We start from the raw sequence: 11,419 nt of genomic DNA, 5'->3' as shown, positions 1-11,419 counted from the left end.
TCTCGCGCAACGAGGACAATCCGCTCGCCTGCGACCTGCTGGTGATCGACGAGACCTCGATGGTCGACGTGCCGCTGATGAATGCCCTGACCAAGGCGGTGCCGGAGCACGCCGCACTGCTCCTCGTCGGCGATGTTGACCAACTGCCCTCGGTCGGGCCCGGTCAGGTGTTGGCCGACATCATCGCTTCGGGGGCTATTCCGGTGGCGCGGCTGACCGAAGTGTTCCGGCAGGCGGCCGAGAGCCGGATCGTCGTGAATGCGCACCGGATCAACGCCGGCAAGATGCCCGAGCCAGCTGCTCGGGGCGCGGACAGCGACTTCCATCTGATCGAGATCGACGAGCCCGAGCCGGCGATGGCGACATTGATCGAGGTGGTGACCAAGCGCATCCCGGCGCGCTTCGGCCTCGATCCGGTCCGGGACGTGCAGGTGCTCACCCCGATGCAGCGCGGCGTGCTGGGCGCGCGCAACCTCAACCACGAGCTCCAGGCGGTGCTGAACCCGAACCCCGCCATCTCGGTGGAGCGGTTCGGCTGGCGCTTCTCACCCGGCGACCGAGTGATGGAGAGCCAGAACGACTACGACCGGGAGGTGTTCAACGGCGATCTCGGCACGGTGGTGCGCATCGACGAGGACGAGGGTGCGGTGATTGTCGATTTCGACGGCCGCGAGGTAGTCTACCCGTACGGCGAGCTCGACACGCTGGTGCCGGCCTACGCCACGACCATCCACAAGTCGCAGGGCTCGGAGTACCCGGCGGTGGTGATCCCATTGGCCATGCAGCACTGGACGATGTTGGCGAGGAACCTCCTGTACACGGGGGTCACTCGCGGAAAGCGGTTGGTTGTCCTGCTCGGGCAGCGCAAAGCACTGGGCATCGCGGTCCGCGGCGGCAATACCAAGCCCCGCTGGACCAAGTTGCGCGCGTGGCTGGGTCATGCTGATCCCGTAGAAGCATCCTGACGATGAGGACGCGATGACGGACCTCGCCTTCGTCGTACAGAAGCACGCTGCGCGCCGGCTGCACCAACGCGCGACATGGCTGCTGATCAAGAGCCGGGACGCTGCCGCTCGGCCGCGCGGGGCGTCCGACATCCTGGTCGAGCAGCCGCTTTCTGTGATCTCGACCCGCGCCATCGAAGAGGTTTCCGCCGTGGATGACGGATTGAGGTCCCGGGAATGACCGGAGCCCCACGTTTGCGAACGCCGTAGGCGAACATCCGAATTTCACGGCGCGGCATGCGATGGCAACCTGCTGCCGCAACTGTTTGGCTGAGTGGCACGCCGTACCCGTGGGGCGGGGATTACCGCGGCCGAGCAGGCACATACGAGCGCATGCTGGCTGCCCTCCTTAGAACGCTCAGGGCGCGTGACGCCGCCACGAGACCGGCGATGAACCATTACGAACTTCGCGAGCCATCCAAGGCTTCACGATCGAGAGCTGAAATCTCAACGTTCACGCCCGCCGCTTTAGGCTCGGCGCCGTGTCGGGGCCTTTCTCGGCATCTCGACTACCCTGCCCCGCCGCTTTTCCCGTGCGGCAGGTTTGTTGCCTTTCGCTCCTCCGGAGCTTGGCTCTGGCGTCTGCTGCCGCGGCTGAGAGGTGTGTGCGTCGAGGAAGCGACGACATGCGTCGAAGTTCGTCTCGATCTCCGGCGGACAAGTGATGCCTCGCTGCTCCGCCAGACCGTGTGCATAGCTCAGCATCGCCGCGCTTGGAACACGCTGGTGTCCGGGCTGGCTGACGCCGTCGTTTTGAGGCGCGCGCGGCCCGGCATGGGTGTCCAGAAAGGCCCGGCAGACGCTGATGTTGCTCTTGCAGCCGCGCGGCAGCTTCACGCCCTTTCGCTCGGCCAAGCTCACCGCGAACGACAGCATGGCCGAGGTCGGTGGCCGATTGTCGCCCTGACCGTGTGGGATCAGGCTGGGATCGAGGCTGACCACCGGTGAGTTCGAGATCGCGGCGATCAGCTCATCGAGACGCTCCCGCGTGCGATGTTGAAAGGCATCGGCGCGCTGGATGGCCTCAGCGCGCGTTTTGGCACGACCGATTTCTGCCAACTCCGCCTCGAACATCGCTCGCCCCACCGGATCACCGTAGGCCGGGAACACGCGTCGCACCGCCGTGATGAATGCCAGCCCCACCTCGGTGACTTCGATGGCTGGATCCTTGCCGTTGGACAGCGTGATGTAGCGGCTCTTCAGGAGTTTGGGCAGGATCGTATCGCGCGTGGCGGCCGTGCCGAGCCCCTTGGGCTCGTTCGGGTTGACCGGGTTCTCCAGGGCGCGTTTGACCACTGGATCATCCACTTGATCAATCAGTCGGCCCATCACCACCGGGAGCTCGCCTCGGGTGATCCGCCGCGGCGGCTCGGTCATCGCGGTAGCGACGTCAGCAGTTACAGCCGATGCGCCCTCACCGTCGTTTACAACCGGCAGGCGGGCGGACATGGCCTCCGCCTCGCGCCTGGCCTTGCCGGGCACGGCGTCCGCTTCGAGTTCCGTCTCGCTCCCGTAGACCGCACGCCACCCGGGCGCACGTATGACGTTGCCGGAGACGACAAACCGTTTTGGGCCAATCGGCGTCCGTATCTCGGCAGTCACGCTGGTGCGGGCATCGATTCCGTCAGGGAGATGAGCGGTCAGGTAGGCCTTCGCGACGAGCTCCCACAACCGGAATTGATCGGCTGAGAGGCAGCTGCGCTCAGGAACCTTGCGCAAGGGCACGATCGCGTGATGTTCCCCTGGATCCTTGACGTAGTGCCCTTTGATGCCACGGCGGATCACAGGCACATGATCCCGCGCGATGAGGCTACGCAGGTCGGTCAGCACGGTGGCGATCGCGGCGATCACCGTTGCAGCATCAGCCGCCTGCCCCTCCGGCAGATACTCGGACTCCGTGCGCGGGTAGCTGAGGTAGCCCTGATCGTACAGGTCCTGGGCGATGCCCGCTGTATGTTGGGGATCCCAGCCGAACCGCTTGGCGCAGCGCCGGGCGAGGGTGTCCTTCGAGAAGAGCCGGGGCGGTGCGCGTCGCACATCCTTGTGCTCGACCGTCAGGGCCCCCGACCACGTCGCGGCGGCTGTCCGGATCGTCTCGGCGATCTCCGCGTCGAAGATCCGCTCTTTGGGTGCGTGCCACAGGGTCAGCTCGGCACCGGATTGGGTCCCCAGGTGCAAAGCGACCTTGAAGAAGTTCTGCGGCACGAAGGAGCGGATACGCTCCTCCAGGTCGGTCAGGATAGCGAGGGTGGGCGTCTGCACGCCGCCGAAGCGCCAGGGCTCCCGGAAAGCAGGCGGGCGTAGACGCAGCGAGATGGCCCGTGTGCCGTTCAGGCCGAGGTGGTAGTCCTCATACTGCCTGCAGAGCGCTTCGAGATAGGCGGCGTAGTCGCGCTCGCCCGAGCTTGGTTCCTTGGCCAGGGCAGCGAAGGCGCGGCGGATCGAGACGTCGTCGAGCGCGCCGAGCTTGAGCCGGTCGACCCGCCCACGCCAGCCGAGGTGCTCCAGCACCTCCCAGGCGATCATCGAGCCCTCGCGTCCGGGATCGGTGGCGATGATCACACGCTCGACGCCGCTCAGCGCCTGCCGGATGGCAGCAATCTTCGGTTCGTGCGACTGGCCGGACCGGTTGGTGCCGTAGCTGACCGGGATGGTGGCGAGCACGATCGGGAGGGTATCGAAGCGCCACGGCTTCCACTCGGGCCGGATGCTACCTGGTTCCTCGGCAGACAGCAGGTGCCCCTCCGCCGCCACGCAGACCGTGTTCGGCGAATGGAAAAAGCGCTGCAACTGCCGCATCGCAGAGGGCTTTTCAAAGAAGAACAGCGTGCGGCCGGAGCTCGGGGGTGACATGTCGCTGACCGCTAGGGCTCTCGCTACGCTTGGCCGATAGTTCACATTTTGTTCTAAAGCGGCTTCGCATACAACTGGCGCGAAGGGGTGCGAAGGACCGCGGCTGATGCTGAACGCGAACTGCTGTCCGAGGGCATGGGCGGTGACGTCTGCTTTTGCGCCCGTCGGCGATCCGGTGTGGCGTAGTCTGGCCGAAAGCGGCACGTCCGCTTCTGAGGCGGTTCCTTGCAAGTCAGACGTCCCCCTACGGCCCCACCCTGCTTTACCCACTCATCCTGATCGAGCAGAAGCATACAGTCTTCGCATAGCTCTCAAAGCAGCTTTGCTCTAGTTGGACACTGTCCGGGGCGAATTGCTTCCCAATGATGCTTGCCTTTAGTCATTAAAAACACACCGACTAAATTCTCGAACATTGAAAATAATGTTCATCCAGCCCAATCGGATGGATAAATCCATACGGAGGCATTTTAGCGAGTCAGGACCAAACGTCGGTCTTAATTGCTAAGCGCTTAGATTCAGCCGATAGCGATATGCATCTCCCCGGAATAGGCCCTCAACGTACTCGATCATGACCGAGTCCTGATTGTAACTGTGACGCTTGATCAGGAGGCACGGGAGGGGCCGTTCGAAGGCGAAAATCTCGCATTCGTCTGCTGTCGGCATAGTCGCTTCCACTGTCTGCTCGCAGCGCACGAGACGGCCGCCTGGGTGCCCGCCTAGGAAGGCGTACACGGAGCCGGAGAGATCGCCGGTCTCAAGGGCAGGTACGGCACGGATGTTGTACCAAGCGACCTCGCGTGACATCGGCACGCCGTCGCCGGAGCGAACGCGCGTCAGGCGCAGGAACGGGGCCGTCGAGGGCAGGCCGAAGATCGAGGCGATGGAGCGGTCCTCGGTGACCGCCCGTTCCAGTATGCGCGAAGACGGGATCTTCCCCAACTCCCGCATTTCCTCGGTGAAACCCTTGAGCCGGTCCATGCCTGGGCGTACGGGCTCGGGGGGACGGCGCACGAGGAAGCCGGAGCGCCCGCGCGGCACGAGGAGTTCGCCGTCACTCAGCTCAGCGTAGGCGCGCTGGACAGTGACGCGGCTGACACCAAGGCTATCGGCGAGCTGGCGCTCGGCCGGCAGGATGACGCCCGGCGGCAGCGAGCCCGACAGGATCAACTCGCGCAATTGGCTCTCGATCTGCCGGTACAGCGGCATCGCAGTGTCGCCGCGCAGGCGTAAGAGAGAGAGCACCGAGGGACGCTCGCCTTCCGCGAAGTCCGGGTCGACCTCACCGTTCATCGTCCGATTTTTAAGGCGCACGTCTGATCGACCTCCGGTACAAATGATTATATCGGATAGGCTCGGAGTGCTCCATGCGTGTCTTCGTCATTGGAAGCTTCGTGATTGCCTGCTCGGTCAAGGTGGCGCGGCTGCCGCAGGCAGGCGAGTCCCTCAATGGCTTGGCCTTCCTGGCCGAGCCCGGCGGCAAGGGCTTCAATCTCGCGATCGCCGCGCACCGGCTCGGCGTCGCAGTGGATGGACTCTTTGCCGTCGGCACGGACGTGTTCTCCCCAGTGGCCCGCTCCACCTTCGCGCAAGTCGGGTTCTCCGAGGATATGCTGGTACCGCATGCAGGCTCGACGGGTGCCGGCGTCGCCTTCGTCGATGCAACCGGCGAGAACTGCCTAGCAGTCTGCCTCGGCGCCAACTTCGCCCTCGGTGCGGAGGACGTCCGAGCCGTCGCCGCACGCATTGGGAAGGCAAACCTCGTGGCAGCGACTTTCGAATCGCCGGACGCTCCCATCCGCGAGGCCTTCGCCCTGGCTCGAACGCTGGGCCTCCGCACTCTGCTGAACCCCTCACCGGTGCGCCCCATCGACCCGGCGATCCTAGCCGACACTAGTATCCTCATCGTCAATGCGGTCGAGGCCGTAGACCTGGGCCTGGGAGCTCCCGACGCCATCGCCGACGCCCCAGCCGCGACACCGGCTATTGCCGCCCTGCTCCACGGCGGCCTAGACCTCTTAGTAGTGACCTTGGGAGATCGCGGCGCGATGGCGTTTCGCCCTGAGCTGCCGCCCCTACGCCAGTTGGCCTTCGCGGTGGCGGCAGTGGATACGGTCGGGGCGGGGGATGCATTCACGGCCGGGCTAATGGCGGGCCTGCTCGCAGCAGTACCGCTCGACGCAACCCTGCGCCAGGCCGCGGCTTGCGGTGCGCTCACCACCTGTCAGTTCGGTGCCTTCGACGCCTTTCCAACCGCGTACGCGTTAGCCGCCTTTCTGGACAACGCCGCACGATAACTCACGCCGCACCAAAACAATGTGCCGTCTGACCGCTGAACATCGAGATTGAGGCGACGATGCTCAGCAATTCCGCCTGCCGCTTGGTCCCGGTTTTGTTGAAGATAGAAGTGAGCTGAGTGCGAACAGTGCTTGTCTGGACGCCGACGCTCTCGGCGTAGCTCTGCAGGCGTAAGCCCCCGGCCAGGGCCTGAAGCAGGCGTGTCTCAGCTGGGGTGAGGTCGAATAGCAGGTTGAGGAGGCCGTCGTCCGGAGCTGCCCGCGCGCCAACGTGCACAAGGATGACCAGTACCGCCGAAGCACCGAAGACGTCGCCGGGATGCCGTTCTAAGCGCATGACGTGAGCGATCTGAGTGCGGTCGTCAGCATAGCTGCGCACCGGCATAGTCTGTGCCGTGGGTTGGCCATTGACCACCCTGTCAATCGCGTCCTGCAGCAGTTTGCTGTTGATCACGCTCTTGAATAGGAAGCCGCCGTGCTGGCCCGGGGGCAGGACCTCCGCCCGCTCCTGCAGACGGGCATTTATGGTGAGCACCCGCCCCGAGGCCGATAGGACCGCAGCGGGAAGCCCGATCTGATTGAGCATCATGGTGGTGACGCGAGTGCGCTCGCAACCGAACTGGGCGCTGAGTTGGCAAGCGCGCACAAAATGGGGACGCAGAGCGTCGAGCTTAGGTAGGATGGCGGCCTCGTGGGGACCGGTTTGGGCACGGCGTTCGGCAGTGACGATCGCGACATCGCCGGTAGGCAGGGGAATCGTTGTCCCCACCTGCCAAAACGTCTTGTCGACTTCGCTGGGCCGACCGTCGTAGGAGCCCGGTACGAGGTCGACGTCGCGCATGAAGCCGGCATGGGCCTGGACGCGCCATTGTGCCGTGCGCCCGCTGCCACGCCAGGAGGCCGCGGCCGTGAGCTGACGTAGTCGCTGCTCAAATGCTGGCGAGGCAATCCAGCGGGGCATTCCGACGGGGGGCAGCACCATGAGCACTGCGCCATCCGAATTCGCCGTTTCACCGAGAGTCTGTAGGACGTCTGGCCAGAGCTCCGGGGTGCCCGCAGCCTCGTAGATCCGGTCGATAAGAGCTTCCCGCACCGGCACGCCCCACGATGGTCTAAGTGATCGCAGTAAGACCAATATCAGTCCAAAACTGGCAGCGGTATCCTTCAAACAGATGATGCGTTTGGTGAGGGACGGTGCGCCGAGCGCGTTTTCAGTAAGCCCGCCGTCCGGACGCTCCAGCGGGCGCGGCGGCGACGAGAGCTTCGCAAACCAAGGCGAGGCTGTGCAAGTATCTGAGGAAAAGCTGCTTTCTTGCACGGGTGGAACGTAGGCCGCGAGCTTGTCGCGGTACAGGCAGTGCCATCCGCCAGACGGAGGATGATCAGTTTTCAGCCATCCTTAAAGTGTCGGCACACGTGAGGAACAGCCATGAAAACAATTGCCGCCAGCCTGATCGTTGTCTTGTCCTGCACCGGGGCCTGGGCCGACGATTTGAACGACCTACCAGAGCTCGCCTGCGCGCAAGCTTCCTCGGCCGTGGAGCGCGCGCAGATTGGGTGCCCGGACGCCAACAACGCGGCGGCCGAGCCCCGGGGGGCCGCTTCGCCTCTCGACCGAGCAGAAGACGACTAAGCGCATTCCCGGCGTCATGGGCGTCATCGCCACGGCCCTATTCGCGGGGGCGAGCCTCGGCCTGTCCATCGCCGCGCCGATCGGACCCACGAGCTTACTTTGCGTCCAGCGCACATTGTCAGGGGGCCTGCCCGCTGGCCTTGCCACCGGGCTCGGCGTCGCCACCGTGCATCTGACATACGGGACTTTGATGGCGCGCTGGAGCAACGACTTGGCCGCGGCGTTTTCGAACGGGGCCGTGCTTTCCCTAGTTTCGGGAGCGGTGCTACTCGCCCTCGCGGTCCGGGTACTTCGCCGCGGGTCGGTGTTGCACATGAACAGCGAGAGCCGCCACACCCTGGCCGCGAGCTACGGCAGTGCCATTGTGCTAGCCCTGGCGAATCCAGTCACCCCCGTGCTGTTCCTGGCCGCAACGCCGGCCCTCATCGCGCACGGGACCGCGCCACTCCCGGTACTGGCGGCCGGCGTTTTCCTGGGCTCGTTCGGCTGGTGGGCTATGTTCAACACAGCCGTGTCCATGTTCCGGCGCTGTATCACTAATCATGTTCTGAATAAGCTGAACAAGGCCGCCGGCCTCCTCCTCGCCGTACTGGCATTGAGCCTACTAGTTCGGGGATTAGACCAAAGCACGATAGCCCATTTGGATGGCACCAGTGAGGTCATGAACTCGGGGCAATTGGTCGGACTCCGAGACAGTTCTGAACCGCCGCGCGGGACAGACTGGCCCATCTCAACGACATCGCCACCGGCCATACGATTCTCCGCGAGTCCCCCGGCGGGTCGTTGAGTGCACCCAAGCGGGGCGCAACAGTTTCCATCGTTTGGTCACCTGCTTCAAACGGTGCTTGGGCATCCGTTTCGTCTTCACGATACTCGCCGGTGCCCTAAACCCACATCGAATACGAAGAATTTATTTTAAGCGGAGAGGACCTTAAGCATGGCGGTGTGAAAGATATCATCAATAATGTTACGATTTTCGAATAACGCAGGCGATAATTATAGTATTAAAAATCGGCAAATTGGTCCGCGGCAAATGCAGAGCGCAGTCCAAATTCCCGCAGGATCGCAGCTCACTTTCAAATCGAGCACGAATAATGCTGTGCGAGCTTGAAGATTAGCGTTCTTAGAATGTAATTACAACAGCTTAATGGAGATCGGTGAAGATGAGATTTAATTATGCGATTAGATTTGTATTTACAATTTCAATGGCACCGATCATCTTCTCGGAACCCGCAGTATCCCGAGAAAGAATATTTGTCGAAAGCGTGGATGGTTGGGAAACAAATAAAACAATCCGAGAAAATGATCCATCTCCTTGCCAAATTACCCACTCATATCTTGATATGACAGATGATGGATCTGAAAATTCGATTGGAATTACACGATTGGCCGGGCAGATAATCTTCATGATATCTTACGAAAAGTGGAATTGGCCGGAGGGTGAAAGCTTCAAATCGGACTTGGTTATAGCGGATGAGCCCATCGATCCAACACCAATATGGATCGGCAAAGAGAAGGTAATATACTGTCGCATACCGAATCGAGAGATCACCAAATTATCACTTGGCCGAATCGTTATTGTGCGGTTTCCGGAGGGGGATGCTGATTTCGATGTATCCGGCGTTAAGAACGCAATCGCAGCAATGGACGACTGCAATCGTTTGAGCGCAAGCAAATAAGAATTTTATGTACTATAACAAATATTTTTACCTAATTCTTGTATTGCAACATAAATTTCGCGACCCAGACCAAAAAAACGCAGTCATTGTAAATTTGAGTCTGAAGTGCTTCTGCAGGAATGGACCTGCCCTGTGGCTCAAATGCTTTAGAGCGGAAAGTTTCCCTCTCCTTGTGATTGAAGGAATTTAGATAATGGTGGACGGCACACGTAGAGCGATCCTCGGCGGCATCACTTTAACAGCCGGTGCGCTTTCGGCCCGGACGTCGTTAGCAGCCGAAGCTGACGGGCATGCAGCAGGGTACGATGTGGCACCTGCTTCGAAATTTGCATCTACTATCCCACGCAAAGCCGGCGATCCAGTTAGCTTCACGACCTCTCTAGATAAAGGCTTACTTAAAGCGACGTCGGGCGGATGGGCGCGAGACGTAACCTCAAGAATTCTTCCGATCGCTACAGATATCGCAGGAGCGCATCTTTTTCTCAACGCCGGCGGCGTCCGCGAAATGCATTGGCACACCTCGGATGAATGGGCGTACATACTTTCTGGGCGCTGCCAGGTGACTGTGGTTGATCCGAATGGCGAGATGGAGGTAGCAAACTATGGGCCGGGCGATCTATGGTATTTTCCAAAAGGCCATAGCCACGCCATCCAAGCATTAGGAGTTGAGCCGTGCCACGCAATTCTCGCCTTCAACGACGGTTTATATGGAGAGCACGGAACTTTTGGCCTCAGTGATTGGGTCAGTCGCCTAGATCCTGCAATGATGGCGCAGGTATTTGGCATGCCTAAAGATGCGATCGCTGGCATTCCAGCAGGCGAGGTCTATATACGGCAAGGTGCTTTGATGCCTCTCGATGGAACGCAAGCTCGTGCGACGAAGGTGCTTAGCCGTGCTCGCACGCACCGATATCAAATGCTAACAGCCGGGCCGCAAACCTATTCTGATGGTGGGTCGCTTGCGGTAGCCTCTGCCGAAGAATATCCGATGTCAGCTGGTATGACCGGCATGTTATTAAGACTCCAGCCTGGCGCTTTACACGAGCCCCACTGGCATCCAAATGCAAATGAGTGGCATTACGTTTCTCGTGGGCAAACGCGAGTTACGCTGTTTGCCCCGGACAAACGGCTTTCTTCGGCCGATCTGTCCGCAGGAGATTGCGCTTACTTGCCACGTGGGTGCGGTCACACGGTACAAAACATTGGCAAAGATGAGTGCGAAGTAGTTGGAGTTCTTGACAGTGGCTCTTATCAGGAAACTTCGATATCAGACTGGGTACAGCGGGTGCCGGCGCATCTTCTCGCGAACAATCTAGGTCTTCCGGACGAAGCTTTCGCGAAGCTTGCGCGTAAAAAATCTGTCATCATACCTGCGGCTTAGTTTATTCCCAGCTCAAATTGTAGCGAGTTTAAAATACTCAAGATAACGGTGTGGTCGCGCTCGGCACCCTAACTGACCTGCGCCGAACCGCCTACTCCAGCTCTTCGCCCTTATGCTGCGAGCAGGTTCTGCTCAAGTTGCTCATGCTCGCCGTAAAGTGGTCGTCGCGGCTGGACTGCGCGCAATGCAGCTTCATCTCAAAATGTTGCAGGCCCGAGTCCAGAAGCAACGCGTGGCTTAGCGGCAAACCGCCGTGGAACGAGGCATGGTTCGGTTCGGCAATCCGCGATCAGAAACGGTCGCATAGGTATCGCGGGCTATCGTGCCGCCGAATGCCGCGACTGGCTATGGCCGTGTGCCGGCTGCCCCGTTTGGAGCGCACGGATTGGAGAAGCAGCCATGGAGCGCTTCCCCCCCGAAGACACCGCCGCTTCGACGCGGCGGAGCGTGGCAAAACGAGAACGTCGTGTCGCGCCCGATCGCAACGCGATGGCCTGCGGCTCGGTGTCCGCTTTCCAGGCTGATCCTATGTCGCTCTAATGACTTGGTTGGGCGCAAAGCGGCCCGTCCGATTT

At 61.3% G+C, this 11,419-nt stretch carries 11 protein-coding genes; 8 read left to right on the top strand and 3 right to left on the bottom strand.

What is annotated here, in order from left to right; all coding sequences use genetic code 11:
- The 3 genes from FV242_RS21440 to FV242_RS36350 all read left to right on the top strand — a co-directional run.
- Positions 1-965, top strand: a 965-nt coding sequence (locus FV242_RS21440; RefSeq protein ID WP_147940316.1) for an ATP-dependent RecD-like DNA helicase, incomplete at its 5' end; no start/stop codon positions are given.
- Between the two features lie 13 nt (positions 966-978).
- Positions 979-1,185 (top strand): hypothetical protein, encoded by a 207-nt coding sequence (locus tag FV242_RS21435; protein ID WP_147940315.1) that lies wholly within the window; start codon positions 979-981, stop codon positions 1,183-1,185.
- Between the two features lie 61 nt (positions 1,186-1,246).
- The gene (locus tag FV242_RS36350) at positions 1,247-1,357 is read left to right on the top strand and encodes a DUF4186 family protein (RefSeq protein WP_147940314.1); all 111 of its coding nucleotides are present in this window, start codon (positions 1,247-1,249) and stop codon (positions 1,355-1,357) included.
- Positions 1,358-1,472: 115 nt separating this feature from the next.
- Here FV242_RS36350 and FV242_RS21425 read toward each other — a convergent pair whose 3' ends face one another.
- On the bottom strand, positions 1,473-3,857 hold the full coding sequence (locus tag FV242_RS21425) for a type IA DNA topoisomerase (protein ID WP_187278500.1): 2,385 nt from the start codon (positions 3,855-3,857) through the stop codon (positions 1,473-1,475).
- Between the two features lie 501 nt (positions 3,858-4,358).
- Positions 4,359-5,147, bottom strand: coding sequence for a GntR family transcriptional regulator (locus tag FV242_RS21420; protein ID WP_147940313.1), 789 nt, complete (start codon positions 5,145-5,147; stop codon positions 4,359-4,361).
- Between the two features lie 74 nt (positions 5,148-5,221).
- Between FV242_RS21420 and FV242_RS21415 the strand changes: the two genes are divergently transcribed.
- Positions 5,222-6,151 (top strand): PfkB family carbohydrate kinase, encoded by a 930-nt coding sequence (locus FV242_RS21415; RefSeq protein ID WP_147940312.1) that lies wholly within the window; start codon positions 5,222-5,224, stop codon positions 6,149-6,151.
- Between the two features lies 1 nt (position 6,152).
- On the opposite strand, the gene FV242_RS21410 is transcribed toward FV242_RS21415, so the two are convergent.
- Complete coding sequence (locus FV242_RS21410; RefSeq protein ID WP_147940311.1) at positions 6,153-7,469, bottom strand: hypothetical protein; 1,317 nt, start codon at positions 7,467-7,469, stop codon at positions 6,153-6,155.
- Positions 7,470-7,580: 111 nt separating this feature from the next.
- On the opposite strand from FV242_RS21410, the gene FV242_RS21405 reads away from it, so the two are divergent.
- The 4 genes from FV242_RS21405 to FV242_RS21390 all read left to right on the top strand — a co-directional run bounded on the left by FV242_RS21405 (position 7,581) and on the right by FV242_RS21390 (position 10,844).
- Positions 7,581-7,784: a hypothetical protein gene (locus tag FV242_RS21405; RefSeq protein WP_147940310.1), complete on the top strand. Its 204-nt coding sequence runs from the start codon at positions 7,581-7,583 to the stop codon at positions 7,782-7,784.
- A gap of 16 nt (positions 7,785-7,800) precedes the next feature.
- Positions 7,801-8,571 carry a LysE family translocator gene (locus FV242_RS21400; RefSeq protein ID WP_147940309.1) on the top strand — a complete coding sequence of 257 codons (771 nt, stop codon included), beginning with the start codon at positions 7,801-7,803 and terminating at the stop codon, positions 8,569-8,571.
- Positions 8,572-8,941: 370 nt separating this feature from the next.
- Complete coding sequence (locus FV242_RS21395) at positions 8,942-9,463, top strand: hypothetical protein (RefSeq protein ID WP_147940308.1); 522 nt, start codon at positions 8,942-8,944, stop codon at positions 9,461-9,463.
- Between the two features lie 193 nt (positions 9,464-9,656).
- Positions 9,657-10,844 carry a cupin domain-containing protein gene (locus FV242_RS21390; protein WP_147940307.1) on the top strand — a complete coding sequence of 396 codons (1,188 nt, stop codon included), beginning with the start codon at positions 9,657-9,659 and terminating at the stop codon, positions 10,842-10,844.
- Positions 10,845-11,419 lie beyond the last annotated feature (575 nt).

Source organism: Methylobacterium sp. WL64 (assembly GCF_008039945.1).
Taxonomy (GTDB): Bacteria; Pseudomonadota; Alphaproteobacteria; order Rhizobiales; family Beijerinckiaceae; genus Methylobacterium.
Note: the sequence above shows the minus strand (reverse complement) of the source record. Positions and strands in the feature narration are given on the sequence as shown.

Excerpts from the sequence above, each read along its gene's own strand:
- FV242_RS21435 (WP_147940315.1), top strand. The coding sequence starts at position 979 with ATGACGGACCTCGCCTTCGTCGTACAGAAGCACGCTGCGCGCCGGCTG.
- FV242_RS36350 (WP_147940314.1), top strand. The coding sequence starts at position 1,247 with ATGGCAACCTGCTGCCGCAACTGTTTGGCTGAGTGGCACGCCGTACCC.
- FV242_RS21425 (WP_187278500.1), bottom strand. The coding sequence starts at position 3,857 with ATGTCACCCCCGAGCTCCGGCCGCACGCTGTTCTTCTTTGAAAAGCCC.
- FV242_RS21420 (WP_147940313.1), bottom strand. The coding sequence starts at position 5,147 with ATGAACGGTGAGGTCGACCCGGACTTCGCGGAAGGCGAGCGTCCCTCG.
- FV242_RS21415 (WP_147940312.1), top strand. The coding sequence starts at position 5,222 with ATGCGTGTCTTCGTCATTGGAAGCTTCGTGATTGCCTGCTCGGTCAAG.
- FV242_RS21405 (WP_147940310.1), top strand. The coding sequence starts at position 7,581 with ATGAAAACAATTGCCGCCAGCCTGATCGTTGTCTTGTCCTGCACCGGG.
- FV242_RS21400 (WP_147940309.1), top strand. The coding sequence starts at position 7,801 with ATGGGCGTCATCGCCACGGCCCTATTCGCGGGGGCGAGCCTCGGCCTG.
- FV242_RS21390 (WP_147940307.1), top strand. The coding sequence starts at position 9,657 with ATGGTGGACGGCACACGTAGAGCGATCCTCGGCGGCATCACTTTAACA.